This window comes from Cyanobium sp. Alchichica 3B3-8F6 (assembly GCF_024346435.1).
Classification (GTDB): domain Bacteria; phylum Cyanobacteriota; class Cyanobacteriia; order PCC-6307; family Cyanobiaceae; genus Cyanobium_A.
Genome location: NZ_JAGQCZ010000023.1, coordinates 1 through 16,452 on the forward strand (window position 1 = coordinate 1; position 16,452 = coordinate 16,452).

Here is a 16,452-nt window from a genome sequence, read left to right on the forward strand (position 1 = left end):
GCGCTGCAACGGTTTTCAATCGATCCGTGCTGGTCTGATGGCTGTGGCACACGACATCAGCCGAATGCTCGACTGGGTTGGCATCAGCCTTGCGGAGACGGGATGAATGGACTTTCAGTCAGCCCTGACCACTGCCTCCATCTCAGAGAGAAACTTCTCCCGTTTGGTCTGCTTCTTGGCTGTGGTGAGCTCGTAATCCGAGAAACCGAGCTGCTTGCTACCCATCACCCCAGTCCTGGCCTGCGATCACAGGGGTATTGTCCCGCAAACGGCCTCGGTATTCCAGAGTCTCCTTAGTGGATTAGTGGCATAGCCTTTCATCAATGCATGATCATCTATTCATGCCAGGCTCCATCCGATTATAGACTTTAGAGCTGTCATCGGAGATATAGACCTATTCTATTCCTTCCATGCCTGGCCTCAACTCTAGTTGTAGTCTCTCATTGATCTCGCCTAATGGTTGATTCATCAAGGCCACCTTCTCTTTCGTCAATACTTTGTTGATCATGATCAGTCCTTTGGATTGCGCTTTCGGGCTTATTCATAGAGGACCCGCTGTGCATGCAGATCTTCATGGACGCTTGCCGTCGCATTTGTGAAGCGTTACGTACTTGAACCCACTTTTGCGGTGCCAGTAGTTGTATAGATTTACAAATGACACACATCTCGCTGACTGGTCTGTTCATTGAATTCCTCATTAGTGGAGGTAATCAGGTAGACACTTCACCGACCTCAAGAGGTATTCAAAGTTTAGGGTGTTCGGATACCTTTGGCCGTGAGATGGGTCTTAGCGCAGATTGTTGCTCCAGACTGATCCTTGGTATACCGTTTCTCATGGTTTTAATGTTAACCGCCTACAGGATAAGAGCGGTAATAGGCAGAGATCAAAGTTTTCCTGAGCCCAAATCTCTCCAGAAAAAACTGTTATCTTGTCGTCTGCACTCCAGTTCTTTGATTCCCTGTGGCATGCCACCACCACCATACCTACCAACTGCCAACCTTTCCTCCATCTCAAGCGTGACAATGTGAATGTCCAGATCTGCTGAGATAGGGCGACACTTTGCCGTCGTGGCGCTCTCCTCCGCCGTTTCAGATCAGCCTTGGCAGCGTCGCTGTAATGGCACGTTGTACCGCTCCATCAAGGCGGTGACTTTCAGGAAAGGCGTCACTCCTGGGCTGCCTTTCATGCATTTTTCTTCAACGGTAGCTGCCGTGTTTCATTGTGCTCATCTCACGGCTGATTGGACCAGACCACCTTTTGTTAATGCCAGCACCTTTTTGACCGTGACCATCGTTTTGGACTGAACTGTGGCTTCTTCGTAGAAGACAGAGTAGTCGCGACTTATCTCCACGGCCTGGCAATCGTGACGTCGCTGGGTAGTCACGAATGTGATGCCGCTTTGGCGATGTTGGTGTTCGTACCAGCCGACGAACTTGACGACCCACTTACAAGCCTGGTCTTTGGTGGTAGATGGCCTGCGGTTGTAATCAGGCCGATCCTGATCGCTCCGTGTGTCTTCGTCTACACCGTATGAACAGCTATTTCGAGTACCGGTTATTATTCGACACCTGAGGCCTGCAGAAGGACCCGAGGACGCCCAGTCTTTCCAGGTTTCTTTCCAGTGTGGCTGCGCTCATGGCGTTGACGTTGTCAGCATGGAGATTAGCGGATGCTTCCGGCACTTTCACATCCGCTCAGTCATGCAAGCCCAGCTTACCAGATCCGCTGCAATGTCTCGATCTTCTCGTTCAGCAACATCCAAGGCCACTACCTTGCGGCTCAAGACGTCGATCACCAAGTACAGGCAATGCTAGATCCCGCGCATGGTGGTGGGCAATAGGTGATGTCCTAACTCCACACCTGGTTCGCTCCTTAGCCCCTGAGCCGCGGAACGGGGTCGGTTCCTGCGGTGGTTGTGTCAACCGCGAGGTTGGATCTGACCATGGGCGTGGAGCACCCAGTAGAAGCTGCTCTCCGAGCCGTAGACGCAGTATTATCAAGAAAATTCCTACAGCCCCTGATCGGCAAGAGCTGGCATGATTTGCCCTAGTGGCAGTGAGCCATACTCCTTCTGCTTAAATGTGAGAAGGATGCGTTGGCCCTCCTACTTGCTCAGCTTTTTGTGAGACCAGGCGTGGGCTGTGCGGCGATTGTGAGCACCGCCATCATCATTCAGGGACTTGCGCCAGCGCTTGAGAGTTCGCAGGCAGATGTCGATTTTGTTGCATGAGCTGACCAAGCCTGCACCAGCGGTATGTGCCTCGCTGATCAGCTCGATCGCCGTCCACTCTTGCGCCGCACTGGTCAGCGTTCGGATCGAGCAGAAGGACTCCTATTTTTATCGCAGCACCAGCATGCCTTCCATCTCTGCCATGTCTTTCTCCTTGCGCCATAGGTTCTTTTGGAGAGGCTTAATATCTCTCTGACCCTTGGCACGGATCTTTTCCAGCTCTTTCTGCTCTTTCAAGGTGCACACTGGCTTCTCGTAGGCATCCTGCGCGGCCTGCCGCAAACGTTTCACCTGCTCCGGGGTAGCCCTCGCTCACGGCAGTAGGCACTGAGTTCAGTGCCTTGTAGGCCATCGATTTCGAGCACCACCGTGAACTTGTCGGTAGGGCCCCAGCCCTCGGGATCCTTCTGGCTGGCCGGCACCACCTCTCCTTGCAGCCGCCAGGCCTTCCTCCAGTTGAAGAGGGTGACGATGTGAATCCCTAGCTTTACTGGGATCTTAGCCACGTTCTGCCTGTGAGGCGGACTCATCCGCCTCCTCACATCAGCTGTGACGGCCTCGCTGTAACGACGTATTGGTCATGACCTCCAGCCCCCGGGTGTACTGATCACAGCGGAGACAACTTTCCTGAAAACGGGGGCTGCGCCTGGTGGATATGTGGATGACCTGCAGATTTGTCAGACTACCTGGAAGAGGGCACCAGGCCTGATGTACCTGAACAATGCGTGTCTGTTTCCATATACCGTACCAAGTCTCTAAAAAAGCAGCCTATACAAATAACCACCCAAATCAGTCTACCTATATTCTGTTAACAGATGAAACTTTGCTTATCCAGGGAAGCATTGTGCTATTGATATGTTCTTGCATTGACTTCATTATTGACTGATCTCCTTTGCCTCCTTATTTCTTTATGCGGAATACTTTGAGTCCTCATCAATTGTGATATTCAAGAGCTTTTGTCTCTCTTCCTTTATGTGTAGTCATTTAGTCTTGGCGCATTACGACTCTAAGTGCTTTCGTCTAAACCAAATCCCGCTTCACGCATTATGCCTAGGCTTTGGGTGCTCCTCATAGATCTATAGTCCCTTAGATGGCCATAAGATAAGTTCCTATGGTTTTCTGCAAGCCACTTTTGCGGTTAAGAAGATGACTCCCAAGAAAAAAGTATTGCTTTTAGTCCCTACGCTGGGTGCAGGGGGGTCTGAACGTGTCATTATTAATATAGCGAATTCACTTGATCAAACTAAGTTTTCTGTTGTTATCTGTGTCTTGACTGATGTAGATTCTACCTTTTCCAGCTTAATCTCTCCTCATGTTCAGCTAATCGTACTGCCCTTCGCGAGAATTAGGTATTCAGTGTTAAAGATTGTAAAACTTTGTTACTCTATAAGGCCTGACTGCATCCTGTCAACACTAGGGCATTTGAATCTGCTCATGACAATGCTCAAAGCCTTTCTGCCACAAGACACGAGGCTAATTATTAGAGAGAGCAGTATTCTCAGTTCTATGATTAATGGTGGATTGGGGTCAATGGCCCTTAGACTTGTATATTCTTATTTCTATCGTAAAGCTGATTTCATTATTTGCCAGTCCTTTTACATGATGAATGACTTATCTCGTGTATTCCGAATTCCCCGTTCTCTTTTGAATGTTGTCTACAATCCTGTTGATATCTACCGGATTAGACTCCTGTCTACCTTGAACGAGAGTTTGCCTAAACGCCTACCGGGGCGTTTTAGGATCGTTGCAGCTGGACGATTGTCGAGGGAAAAAGGGTTTGATTTGCTAGTTCATGCTTTTAGTATGATTGAAATTCAAAATGTTGAGCTCTTTATTCTCGGAACTGGTGTCGATGAGCCTCGCTTGAAGTCACTTATAAGTCGATTGGGGCTTGGTTCCAGGGTTAATCTTGTCGGTTTTCAGTCCAACCCATTTTCTTGGTTTAAGGATGCTGACTTATTTGTTTTAAGTTCTCATTTTGAGGGTTTTCCCAACGTCGTTCTCGAAGCTTTGTGTTGCGCGACACCGGTTGTTGCATCACCTGCAATTGGTGGTCTTGCTGAGATTTGCGAGCTTACTAATGGCTGTTACCTAGCAGAATCAATGAGTTCCGCGGATCTTGCGCAGTCGATTCAATTAGCGTTGTCTAATAATACCCCTAGGGTGCCTCAAGATGCTGTTGACTTGTTTTCTCTTGAAACCATCATTCCCGCTTATGAGCGCATCCTTTCTCCTTCATGAGGAACTGTAATCCACGCGTCGGGTTTAGTCCATCGGCAGAGACCACTTTTTATAAACTAAGAGCGCTCTTTTCACTTTCTCCCGTACAGCTCACTAGACGGTCTGACTCCTATCTCTCCAACGCTGCCTCTCTATCCATGATGGAGCGGCAATGATAGACCTCCTCTTGTTTTGCTTTATTCTTAACGAGCAACAGCGTACGTTCTTGAGGCAATATTTCGCTTTAGAGTATTAACATTGACATCAACCACCTCGCCTTTGTATTTGGCGATCATTTACCTTGATAATGTAACATCCTACGCTCCATAGGGCCTGTCTGTGAATAAAGGAGTAAATTGCTAACTATCATTTTGCATTCCGTTGCGCACCTTGTTGTCTCACGATGAATTAAGAACACTGATTTCCATGGTTTCTAGTTTCGAATGGCTCTTCTTTATGGCTTCGCCCGGCCCGTGACCCCTCGATTGTTCTAACAACATGCTCATTTAACTACCTGCCTAGCCGTGGTTGTCTAAGATGCTCAGTACCCGGCTTTGGACCTGCCGTTGCAATCGGTAGGCAACTCGTGTATGTGGTTTGAATACGATCTTAGGTAGACGAGCCATTCGCTACAGTTGATCTGAGCGCCTCTTTACTTACGGCAGTACTTCATGACAGCACCGCTGGCGAGCTAAACCCCGATTTGTTGCACTACGAACTGTAGAAGTTGCTAGAGCTGGTTGGTCCGCCGCCCCCCCCTCTCCCAGCGACAAGAGACTTAGCCAGGGCAACGTCTACTGGAGCCGCCAGCCCACCACCCAGCGGTTGGCATACATATCCAGATCCTGAAAACACGATCAGGTAGCTTTCAAACCTTGATCTTGAAGTTTCGGCTGGTCGACCGCGCCCTCTATGTTGTGGTGCTGGGAATCTATTTCGTAGGTGACTTCACACGCATCGTGGATGACCTGGTGCCCGTACTCGATTCCCAGCGCAGGATTACAAAATCCTAGGAGCTCCTCATCTGATAGGAGACAGACATTTACGTGCAGCTTTTAATGACCCGGCCACTACAGGGCCATTGTTACGCCTACCTTGATAGCAACTTAGTCCTGCAACAAACCTCCCATCATTCACTCAGGAACACGAGATGATGTTGGTAGGGAGCACTGTGTTAAGGAGACTCTGGGAAACACAGGCGATTTACGCGACAATGGTGCTGTGATCGCAGGCCAGGACTGGGGTGATGGGTGGCAAGCAGCTCGGCTTCTCGGACTACGAGCTGACCACAGCCAAGAAGCAGACCAAGCGGGAGAAGTTTCTCTCTGAGATGGAGGCAGTGGTGCCCTGGCCGGCGCTGATCGCGTTGATCGAGCCCCACTACCCCAAGACCAGCAAGAAAGGCGGCCGGCCTCCGTACCCACTGGCCACGATGCTTCGGATCCACCTGTTGCAGCAGTGGTATTCCCTCAGCGATCCGGCCATGGAAGAGGCCCTGATCGAGGTGCCCACCATGCGCCGGTTTGCCGGCATCGAGCTGATCAGCGATCGGATCCCTGATGAGACCACGATCCTCACCTTCCGCCACCTGCTGGAGAAGCACAAGCTGGGCGAGCAGATTTTTGAGACCGTCAAAGCCCATCTCAGTGAGAAAGGCATGACGATGCGCCAGGGCACGATCGTGGACGCCACCTTGATCGCCGCGCCCAGTTCCACCAAGAACAAGGAAGGGAAGCGAGATCCGGAGATGCACCAGACCAAGAAAGGTAACCAGTGGTATTTCGGGATGAAGGTCCACGCAGGCGTGGACAAGGATTCAGGCTTGATCCATTCGGTGGTGGTCACTGCCGCCAACGTGCACGACCTCACCCCTGCCGCCGAGCTGCTGCATGGTGATGAGGAGGTCGTCTACGCCGACGCGGGCTACCAGGGCATCGCCAAAAGGCCTGAGATGGCTGGCATGACAACGGAATTCAGGGTGGCGATGCGACCCGGCAAACGCAGGGCCCTACCGGACACACCAGAGGGAAGGCTGCAGGACCTGATCGAGACGGCCAAGGCCCACATCCGATCCAAAGGAGAACACCCCTTCCGGGTGATCAAGCAGCAATTCGGCTTTCAGAAGACCAGGCTGCGAGGCCTGGCTAAGAACCGCTGCAAGATCCACGTGCTGGCGGCACTGTCGAACCTGTTCCAGGCACGACGGCGGTTACTTGCCGCAGGCTGACCAGGGATTGGTGTGCCTGAACACCTCGATTCAGCTTCCAAAAACCAGCCCAAAGCCATCACAAGGAGGGCTCAGAGAAAAAGCACGGTCAAAGCAGCGTGCCGAACCCCGCGAACGGATCAAGCCCCGTTTATCCAGAGATTCCTTAATGAATTGATGTGATCAGCCCACCAAGCAGTCCTGTATCGGATTCCGTTAGGGATTGGTTTGGTGTAGGACCCCCATAGCTCCCTGACCACCCACTCAGGTTCGACCCATACCGTTGCAACGGGTTCATTTGACGTTTCTTTTCACCAGGTTGCCAGCACCGTGGATTGTCTCTCTTTTTAATACTCACCTACTTACTTCGCTACTTATGCAACCCCAAATTACTCATATCATTACAGGCCTTAAACTTGGGGGTGCCGAGCGAGCTTTGTATACATTGCTGACCAATGGTCTCGAGGGTCCATTCCGCAACCATGTCATCTCATTGATCGGACCTGGCTATTACGGGTCGAAGCTTGAACAGGCCGGCATACCCGTCACCTGTTTGCAGATGCGACCTGGGCAGCCTTCGCTCTCTGCACTTTGGTCGCTGCGTTCTGCCATTCGGGCACATCCGCCGCAAATCGTGCAGGGTTGGATGCCTCATGGCAATATAGCCGCAACTATTTCTCAGGTTTTCACCGGTAACCCCTCTTCTCTCGCCTGGAACATTCGTATGACCATTGAAGGTGAGCAACATCTTCCTCGTCTAACTCGTTTCATTACGCGATTAGTCGCTATGCGGATCGCTCATCCAGATGTAGCGATCTATAACTCTTTTCGTGGGCGAGAGCAGCACGAGGCCCTTGGTTACCCGCGTCGAATCGGCTGTGTGATCCCGAATGGTTTTGATACTGATATATGGTTTCAGGATACTAAAATACGTTCGGCAATCCGCGCGAATCTCTCTATTGATGATAAGATTTTTGTGATCGGGTTTGTGGGACGAGCGCATCCACAAAAGGATCTCCCCAACCTCTATCAAGCATTTTCCCAGGTTGTATCAAGCTGTCCAGATGTGGTTCTAGTTGCTGCGGGTCAAGACCTTAATCGATACGGGCCACATCACGAGAGAATCAAATTCTTGGGCCAGTGTGATAATGTTCCATCCTTGATGAAGGCCTTTGATTTGTTCTGTTTACCCGCTGGAACCGAAGGGTTTCCCAATGTTCTTGGCGAGGCGATGGCAACTGGCGTACCCTGTGTCACGACAGATGTGGGAGATGCGTCGATGATCGTTGGGGAGACAGGCTGGATAGTGCCTCCGCGCAACAGCAAAGCCCTCGCTCGAGCGCTGATCGAGGCCATCAGAACTCCTCCTGAAGCGCTTCGCGCGCGCGGGGCTATCGCCAGGGACCGAATCCAGACGGAGTTTTCAATCTCTTCCGTGGTCACTAAATACATCGACCTTTATGACCGCGTCATCAAGAATTACTGCTGATGTGTGGAATTGTTGGCTATTGGTCACACAGGTTGGAAGTGCCACCTGAAACCATCAGGCGCATGGCTGAGCGTATCGCCCATCGTGGCCCGGATGCAGACGGTGTCTGGCTTGACGAGGGTGCCGGGTTGGCACTGGGTCATCGCCGTCTGTCCATTCAAGACCTTTCGCCGGCGGGTGCGCAGCCGATGGTTTCGGTCGACGGACGCCTCGTTTTGGTTTTCAACGGCGAGATTTACAACCATCGCATTCTGCGCACCCAGCTCGAGGCTGCTGGCTGGTCAGCAGGGTGGCGCGGTCATTCCGACACCGAGACACTGTTGGCTGCATTGCAGCTTTGGGGCCTTCCTGAAGCCTTGACAAGGCTGAATGGAATGTTTGCCTTCGCTCTTTGGGATCGCAGTACACGAAAGCTTGCACTAGCCCGCGACCGAGCAGGCGAGAAGCCATTGTTCTACGGGCGCACTGGAAGTAGTTTTTTGTTCGGGTCGGAACTTAAGGCCTTGACCATTCATCCTGAATGGCATGGTAAGATCAATCGTGATGTTATTGCACTCTATTTACGTTATGCCTATGTTCCTGACCCACACTGCATCTTCGCAGGTATCTACAAACTGCCCCCGGCGCATTGGGTTGAGATCAGTGAGGGGCAGCTCTCTGCTCCACTGTGCTATTGGCAGCTCAGCGAGGTTGCGATAGGCGAGCGCCGTGCAGATGATGAGTCTGTTTTGATCGATGAACTGGAGAGGCGTCTTAGGACTGCCGTCGCTTCACGTATGGAAGCAGATGTGCCACTCGGTGCTTTTCTTTCTGGGGGGATCGACAGTTCCACTATTGTGGCCTTAATGCAGGCACAATCGGCCCGGCCGGTTCAGACCTTCACTATTGGCTTCGATGTGCCTGGCTACAATGAAGCTAAGCATGCCGCCTCAGTAGCACAGCATTTATGCACCAATCACACTGAGCTTTACGTCAACGCGGCTGACACTTTGGCCGTGGTACCCGAAATCCCCAAGATATGGGACGAGCCCTTTGCGGATTCCTCTCAGATACCTACTTTGCTGCTTAGCCGTTTGACTAGCAGCAAGGTAACTGTTGCGCTCTCTGGTGATGGCGGTGATGAGCTTTTTTGTGGATACAACCGTTATGCGCTTGGATACAGTCTCCACCAACGCTTAAACCGGCTGCCTAGTTTCCTCCGGCGGGGTTTAGCGTCGGCGTTCCAAGCAGCCCCCGCTCATACAATTGATAGGGTCATGCGCCACTTACCATCTCGCTTGCGGTCTCCTGCACTTGGGGATCGGTTGCTCAAGCTTGGTTGCGTTTTGGATCACGCTAAGGGTGAAAGTTTCTACCGTGCGCTTATTTCTCAATTCCATCATCCAGCAGCCCTTGTCCATGGGGCCACAGAACCAGAAACACTGCTTTCGAATCCTGGTCAGTGGCCCCCTCTAGATGATTTCCGGGAAACAATGATGTATTTAGATACTATAAGCTACCTCTCTGGAGATATCCTTACGAAAGTTGATCGAGCGTCGATGGCGTCTGGGCTAGAGGCGCGAGTACCTTTGCTTGATCATGACTTGATGGCATTCGCTTGGAGTCTTCCACTGTCCATGAAGTTGCGTGAGGGGCAGACAAAGTGGGCGCTTAGGCAGGTGCTTTACCGTCATGTTCCCCGCTCGCTGATTGACCGACCAAAAATGGGATTCGGGGTCCCTATCGACCATTGGTTGTCAGGTCCACTACGCGATTGGGCCGAGGACCTGCTCTCCCTTGATTCGTTAAGTTCAGACGGTCTGCTTAATGTTAATCCTATCAGACAGATGTGGCGGGAGCATCTCCATGGATATCGGCGCTGGCACTATCAACTCTGGACTGTGCTAATGCTGCGAGCATGGATGGAAGCTTGGTGATCTGGATTGACCACTTATTCTTTCTGTGTGCTATTTGGCTGGTTTTCTCGTATGTCTTCAGTTCGACAACTGGCATATCCTTTTTAAACAGATTCTCGCATAAGCTGTTCATTAAGCAGTCAGCTCTTGGCGAAATATCGTTGAGAGCGAGTCCTATCGCTTTACTGGCTCACTGCACTTGGATCGGCTTTTCTGAAAGTGGGCTTCGCCTTGTTTGTCCCGCCAACCTTTTTATCAGTCCTTGAACTTTGCCCGCTTTCTGCTAATTAGTAGTGTTCACTAACGCATATGATAAGCGGCTAAATCTGGCTGAATACTGGCTAAAGAGTTGGTCCTTTAGCCTTGTCATGTCAAGGCCCTCATTACGCCTAGTTTTACCTATAGCTTCAATTATCATCTACTTCTATCCTGGCACGATTACGGTCTCCATCAGCTAGACGGTCGGGGTGGCGATTTATCCTTGGGCTAGGCTTAGATCGGTTGTGGCATTTGTTTATCGACGACTCTCAGGAAAGTCGCACCGGTTTGGTGATTATCTAGGCCGCCTAACTCAACATCCCTCACTTCTTCCGCTGACGTTTCATCTGTGGGCTGATTGATCAACCCATTGCTGGCTTGATCTCCGCAACACACCGGGATCGACCATGGAAGTGTATGCAGTCGCTGGGCTTTTTCTTAGATCAGTCTTCGTTGTGCACATAGTTGTTGCCTGGCCGCTGTGGAACTGCTGCGATATGATGAATCAGATCTCGACGAGTCTGTGTTTATGGATTCATATGTCGACAAAAGCCGCAGTCCATTATCAGGCCTCCTCCTTGCTGGCAAAGGGCCCGCTGTTCTTCGCCGGTTTGTATTGATGCTGCAGAATATGGCTTCTGAGTACTAGTTTTCTTTGCCCACACCCCGCTTCTCGGGGCATGACGATTCGTCACGACACGAACGGGGATCCAGCTTGATCGCAACGCCCTGCACACCCAAGAACAACGCTAGAAAGTACGATCCGGAGATGCATAACAATAAGATAGGCACCCAGTGGTATTTGGGCATGAAGTTCCACGCCGTTGCGGACAAGGACTCAGACCTAATCTACTCGGTCGTGGCGACTGCAGCTAATGTTCACCTCCTCACTCCGACTGCCGACCTATTGCATGGTTATTAGGAGTCTGTTTACGGTGTGCTTGCTTGTTAGTGTCTTGCCTTAAGGCCTGAGATGGCATGCACTACTATGGAAATGAGTCTGCCAATGCGATCCGGCATAGGCAGGCTCCTCCCGAACACACTAGACGGAAAGCCGCTAGACCTGATTGACATGGCCAGGTTACAATCGCTCGTACTCCGACCACCCATTATGTGTGATAAGGCGTCAGTTCGGTTTTCATAAGACCCGCCTATGCGGCCTTTCCAGCAATCGCTGTAAGATTCTTGTCCAGCCTTTACTCTCGAAACTATTCCAGCTCTGATGACTATTAACTGCAACAGTCTGTCTAGGTCTTGGCGTCTCAATACCTCCATAGAGGCTTGTGAATCAGCCCACAATGGCTGACAACGTGCCATTATTAAGCAGCCCCTGAGTCGAACCAAGGCAAAGCATCTATGGTGCTTATAGCGGCTCCCGCTCACAACTCGAGTACCCAGAGTTTTCCTTCCGGTTTCCTAAGTCTACTGGATTCAATTGCTGGCGGCTTGACTGCAAGCCAAGCTTTTGCAGAGACGCGCAATTGTATCCCCAAGCCACTGACACCATGAACATTTTTCATTGACATGATTTGACACCTCTTAAGATGTAATGTCAACTCCCCTATCTTCGGCTTGTCAACGTATGTCATGATCGCTTATTTTCTGACTTGGGCATGGATTGCTTGGTTTGCTCTTTTTGGCCGACGGCATTGGAGCTTATTGACTACGACTCTAGTCTGGTCTTTCTTTTCGTTCTTCATTGGATTGCGCGTAGAGATAGGTGTCGATTGGTTTAATTACCTGCCTTATCTCGATCAGCAGTTAGATGCGCCTCTCGGGTTCGCTTTGGCCTCAAAGGATCCTGGGTATGCTATGCTCAATTGGGTTGCTGTACAGTTAGACTGGGGAGTCTTTGGTGTCAATTATATATGTGCTGCAATATTTAGCGCAGGTTTGGTGCTATTTTGTCGTCAACAACCTTATCCATGGTTGGCCCTAGCTCTGGCCTTCCCTTATCTGATCGTAGTTGTTGCCATGGGTTACACCCGTCAAGGGGTTGCGATTGGCATTGAACTTTTGGCCCTGTTGGCGCTACAGCGGGATCGACTGCTTCAGTTTCTCGCCTGGATCGGCCTGGCCGCTACTTTCCATGCCACAGCACTCTCCATGCTGGTGTTGCCGATCTCCAGCCTTGGCCAACGGTTCGGGCGTCTATCTGGTCTTGTGAGTATTGCGTTTCTGATAGGGACCGGCTATGGCCTCTTAAGAGCCTTTCTTGTAAGCTCTATTGAGACTTACCAAACAGTTTATCTAGAAGCGGAATACCAGTCACAAGGTGCAATCATAAGAGTAATACTAGTTTTGCTGCCTGCCCTGATCTTTCTCTGGAACCGACGCCAGTTCCCTGTTAGCCCCTCGCAGGGCTCCATCTACACCCTCATGGCTTGGCTTGCAGTCGCCGCCTCCATCGGCCTTGTTGTCTCTCCAAGTTCCACCGCTGTAGACAGAGTGGCCCTGTACCTGCTCCCTCTTCAGATTGTTGTGGGCTCCCATCTGCCCCTGATCCGTTGGCAGGGATTGGGCCCCGGAACGTGGCGGCAGCTGTTGGTGCTCTCTAGTTTCGCCCTGCTAAGCATCTGGCTGTTGTTTGCAGCCAATTCGGCCGCTTGGCTTCCGTACTACAATCTGCTTTTCGAGTTCTGACCCCTTCTATGGCGGCGAGCGCATCCCATGACTGCTTGAAAGGGTCGCGACCTCTTCTTGTGATTGCCAACAGCAGCTGGTATTTGGCCCACTACCGCCATCTACTGCTTCAGCGCCTGCAGCAGGACGGGCGGCACGTGGTGGCTCTCTCGCCCGTCGATTCCTCCACGGCTCAACTCTCTAGGTTTCTGATCCACATCCCCTGGCGCATTCACCGCAGCACCGACTCCAATCCCTTTTCTTTCGGGATCTCCTTTCTGCGGATGCTTTTCCTAGTACGGGCGATCAAGCCACACTTGGTGCATTCCCACACCCTCAAGGCCAACTTGCTCGCCGTGGTTGTCACGTCGATCTTTGGGATTCCGTGTGTGCTCTCCTTTGCCGGCATGGGTCGCCTCTCCAAAGCCCAGGGGCCTTCGCGGCTGGCTTTTGTGCTGGTGTTGCGCAGCATCGCCTTCTTTGCCCTGCGTGAGCGTCGCTCCCGCTGGCGCTGGCGCTTGACACCTAACCGCACCGCCTTTATCTTCCAAAATCCCATTGATCGTTCCCTTTTTGAACGAGCACTGCCCCATCTCCACAGCAGCCGGAATCACCTGATCGCCGGGTCCGGTGTTCCAGCCAGCTACCTGCCTGATTTCGCTGAGCTCGCATTGCCCGAGCCGCTCCCCAACCAGTGGTGGCAGATCCCGAGCGAGCTGACCTCCCCCGCTGATGCTGTCTGCGAGTTTCTGTTCTGCGGCCGGTTGCTGCGCTCCAAGGGAATCGGCACCTTTCTGGAGATCGCCTCCCTGCTGGAATCCCAGCACTTCACGGTGTTTGGTGGTGTTGATCCCTCCAGTGGCGACTCCCTGTTAACCGCTGAGCTGACGGCCCTGCAAAGCCAGCATGACAATGTGCATTTTGCAGGGAGCCAGTGTGATCCTCTGCTGCACCTGCAGGTACCTTACCCCGTCCTTCTGGTGCCCTCCAACTACGGCGAAGGTCTGCCGCGGGCCGTGGCTGAAGCCCTAGCACTCGGCATCCCCGTGATCAGCTCCCGCGCTGCCACCTGCGGCATCTTCGATATCAGCACGATCTACGTTGCGGAAGGCGACGCACCTGGCGACTACCTGCACTGCTTCGATCAGCTTCTAGCAGACCATGCCACCGGCCGTCTGGTTCCCCGCATGCAGGCTGGTCGTGCGCTCGTGCAACGCAGCCTTTCAGAGGCGGGAATTGTTGAGGAAACTCTTGCTGTTTATCAGCTCTTGGAAAATGATCGCGGAAATTCTTATCTTTTGAACAAAGACGACGCTCGCCTGCACAGCTGGCTTGCGCAGTAGGTACTACTCGATCCTGACTAACTGACAGATCTCAGTCTAGGCCGTCATGCGACACCTATTCCCCCCGGGTTGTGGCACACTGACCAGTTCAATCCAAGAGAACCACGGCCGTTTGACTTGCTTCTTGAGCGCGCGGCTGGAAATCCAGTCCTCCAGCGTCTGCATGGGGATCGGCATCCAGGAGGCTGCTGAAAAAGCCAGTGAAAGCGGGCCTCTTGGCCGGTTCGTGACCGTTTTTGGCGCCGCGTCAATCAGGTTGACCGCCAGCAAGGCCCTGGCCGCCAGAGCAAGCCGCATCAAGGGATCACCCGCATAGCCATCTATGGCGCCGGTGCCGCCGGCGTGCAGCTGGCTGCCGCCCTGTGCCTGGCCGGCAGTCACAACGTTGCCCTGTTCGTGGACGACGCTCCCCAGCTCTGGCGTCGCGACATCAACGGCACACCCATCCAGCCCCCCCAGGTGCTGCGGCAACGGGTTGCTGAGATCGATCAGGTGTTGCTGGCCATCCCCTTGCTCAGTCGTAGCCGGCGCCGCCGGATTGTGGATGAGCTCCAGGAGCTCGGCCTCCCCCTGCTTCAGGTTCCCTCAGTGGAGGAGATCACCTCCGGTCGCACCCGCATCGATGCCCTGCGCTCCGTGGCCATCGAAGAGCTCCTTGGCCGCGATGCCGTGCCCCCAGGCCCTGGTTTGCTGGGCCCTGGCATCACCGCCAGCTGTGTGTGCGTCACCGGCGCCGGCGGCTCCATCGGCGCTGAGCTTTGCCGCCAGTTTCTGCGCTTGGCCCTCCGCCACCTGTTGCTGCTGGAGCGCAGTGAACCCAGTCTGTACGCCATCCACCAGGAGCTGCTGGCGTTGCTCCCCCCCACAACCCAGCTCACGGCCGTGTTGGGCAGCGCCGCCGATGGGGCACTGGTGGAGCGGGTGCTGGGTGATCACGGCGTACAGGTGTTGTTCCATGCCGCTGCTAGCGGCGTCCCATGGAGTGGTGTAACTCGGGGGGATCAGCCCCGGCTACGCCGGGGCTGACGGCTCAACTCCCTCAGTCTTTAGCTGTGGCAATGGGTGGGCCGGTCTGTGACCCTGTTCGGAGCACTACCACCAAACCGAACACAGACCATGACCCATATCCATAGTGGCGCCTCCGAGCTGGCTCAGCTCATGGAGGGCACCACCGCTGGCGCCCTCATCCCTGAGATCGTGCGCCGCGGCTTTCAGGACCTGCTGGAAGCAGAGGTTTCTGCCCTCACTGGCGCCCAGCTCCATGAGCGCTGCCCGGATCAGCGCTCCACCCACCGCAACGGCTACCGCCAGCGGCTACTCACCACCCAGGTAGGCGACATCAGCCTGGCCATTCCCAAACTGAGGCAGGGCAGCTTCTTTCCCGACTGGCTCGAGCCACGCCGCCGGGTGGACAAGGCTCTCTACGCCGTGGTGATGGAGGCCTACACCGGTGGCATCTCTACCCGCAAGGTCGACGCCTTGGTGGAGGCGCTGGGCGGGGCCAGTGGCATCTCCAAATCAGAGGTGAGCCGCATCTGCCAGGGCCTCGATGAACAGGTGAAAGCCTTTCTGTGCCGGCCGTTGGACCATGCCCGCTACCCGTACGTCTACCTCGATGCCACCTACCTCCACGGCCGTCTGGGGCAGAACATGCAGGTGGTTTCGCGGGCCGTCGTGGTGGCGATCGGCATCAATGCCCTCGGCTACCGAGAAGTGCTCGGCATTGCCGTGGGTGACAGCGAGGCGGAGGGCTTCTGGCGCCAGTTCCTCGGCTCCCTCAAGGAGCGTGGCCTCACTGGAACCCGGCTGGTGATCTCAGACGCCCACCTGGGGCTGACGGCAGCGATCAGGCGGATGTTCCAGGGCAGTAGCTGGCAGCGCTGCCGGGTGCACTTCTTACGCAACCTGCTGTCTCACGTCCCCAAGGCCGGCCAAGACATGGTGGCCGCCGCCATGAAAGCAGTATTCGTGATCCAGGCACCTGAGCAAGTGCGCTCCCACTGGCAGCGGGTCACCGAGATGCTGCGCAAGCAGTTTCCCGGCGCTGTGCCGGTAATGGACGCCGCTCGCGATGACGTGTTGGCCTTCTTGCACTTCCCCCAGGAGCACTGGCGCAAGGTCTGGAGCACCAACCCGCTTGAGCGGCTCAACAAGGAAATCAAACGCCGCACCAACGTGGTCGGGATCT

12 protein-coding genes are annotated in these 16,452 nt (G+C 53.6%); 10 read left to right on the plus strand and 2 right to left on the minus strand.

The features are described from left to right. Positions 1–2,339: 2,339 nt before the first annotated feature. The gene (locus KBY65_RS13065; protein ID WP_255001879.1) at positions 2,340–2,522 is read right to left on the minus strand and encodes a hypothetical protein; all 183 of its coding nucleotides are present in this window, start codon (positions 2,520–2,522) and stop codon (positions 2,340–2,342) included. Next, complete coding sequence (locus KBY65_RS13070) at positions 2,519–2,737, minus strand: hypothetical protein (protein WP_255001880.1); 219 nt, start codon at positions 2,735–2,737, stop codon at positions 2,519–2,521. The genes KBY65_RS13065 and KBY65_RS13070 overlap by 4 nt, the downstream gene beginning before the upstream one ends. A 640-nt stretch (positions 2,738–3,377) precedes the next feature. Between KBY65_RS13070 and KBY65_RS13075 the strand changes: the two genes are divergently transcribed. From KBY65_RS13075 to KBY65_RS13115, 10 genes are all read left to right on the plus strand, one after another. Further along, positions 3,378–4,472 (plus strand): glycosyltransferase, encoded by a 1,095-nt coding sequence (locus tag KBY65_RS13075; protein WP_255001881.1) that lies wholly within the window; start codon positions 3,378–3,380, stop codon positions 4,470–4,472. Positions 4,473–5,697: 1,225 nt separating this feature from the next. Then, positions 5,698–6,678, plus strand: coding sequence for an IS5 family transposase (locus KBY65_RS13080; protein WP_255001882.1), 981 nt, complete (start codon positions 5,698–5,700; stop codon positions 6,676–6,678). Between the two features lie 277 nt (positions 6,679–6,955). Continuing rightward, entirely contained in the window at positions 6,956–8,146 is a 1,191-nt protein-coding gene (locus tag KBY65_RS13085) for a glycosyltransferase (RefSeq protein WP_255001883.1), read from the plus strand. Beyond that, positions 8,146–10,062: an asparagine synthase (glutamine-hydrolyzing) gene (asnB, locus tag KBY65_RS13090; protein WP_255001884.1), complete on the plus strand. Its 1,917-nt coding sequence runs from the start codon at positions 8,146–8,148 to the stop codon at positions 10,060–10,062. The genes KBY65_RS13085 and asnB overlap by 1 nt, the downstream gene beginning before the upstream one ends. A gap of 1,006 nt (positions 10,063–11,068) precedes the next feature. Then, positions 11,069–11,221 (plus strand): transposase, encoded by a 153-nt coding sequence (locus KBY65_RS14120; RefSeq protein WP_409996650.1) that lies wholly within the window; start codon positions 11,069–11,071, stop codon positions 11,219–11,221. A gap of 665 nt (positions 11,222–11,886) precedes the next feature. Further along, a complete protein-coding gene (locus KBY65_RS13095) occupies positions 11,887–12,942 on the plus strand; it encodes an EpsG family protein (RefSeq protein WP_255001885.1) in 1,056 nt (351 codons plus the stop codon). 497 nt (positions 12,943–13,439) lie between these two features. Then, a complete protein-coding gene (locus tag KBY65_RS13100) occupies positions 13,440–14,264 on the plus strand; it encodes a glycosyltransferase (protein ID WP_255001886.1) in 825 nt (274 codons plus the stop codon). 124 nt (positions 14,265–14,388) lie between these two features. Continuing rightward, positions 14,389–14,580 carry a hypothetical protein gene (locus tag KBY65_RS13105; RefSeq protein ID WP_255001887.1) on the plus strand — a complete coding sequence of 64 codons (192 nt, stop codon included), beginning with the start codon at positions 14,389–14,391 and terminating at the stop codon, positions 14,578–14,580. A 26-nt stretch (positions 14,581–14,606) separates the two neighbouring features. After that, the gene (locus tag KBY65_RS13110; protein ID WP_255001889.1) at positions 14,607–15,290 is read left to right on the plus strand and encodes a polysaccharide biosynthesis protein; all 684 of its coding nucleotides are present in this window, start codon (positions 14,607–14,609) and stop codon (positions 15,288–15,290) included. A gap of 90 nt (positions 15,291–15,380) precedes the next feature. Then, positions 15,381–16,452 (plus strand): IS256 family transposase (locus KBY65_RS13115; protein WP_409996649.1); only part of this gene is annotated, 1,072 nt, incomplete at its 3' end.

Excerpts from the sequence above, each read along its gene's own strand:
- KBY65_RS14120 (WP_409996650.1), top strand. The coding sequence starts at position 11,069 with ATGCATAACAATAAGATAGGCACCCAGTGGTATTTGGGCATGAAGTTC.
- KBY65_RS13095 (WP_255001885.1), top strand. The coding sequence starts at position 11,887 with ATGATCGCTTATTTTCTGACTTGGGCATGGATTGCTTGGTTTGCTCTT.
- KBY65_RS13080 (WP_255001882.1), top strand. The coding sequence starts at position 5,698 with ATGGGTGGCAAGCAGCTCGGCTTCTCGGACTACGAGCTGACCACAGCC.
- KBY65_RS13075 (WP_255001881.1), top strand. The coding sequence starts at position 3,378 with ATGACTCCCAAGAAAAAAGTATTGCTTTTAGTCCCTACGCTGGGTGCA.
- asnB (WP_255001884.1), top strand. The coding sequence starts at position 8,146 with ATGTGTGGAATTGTTGGCTATTGGTCACACAGGTTGGAAGTGCCACCT.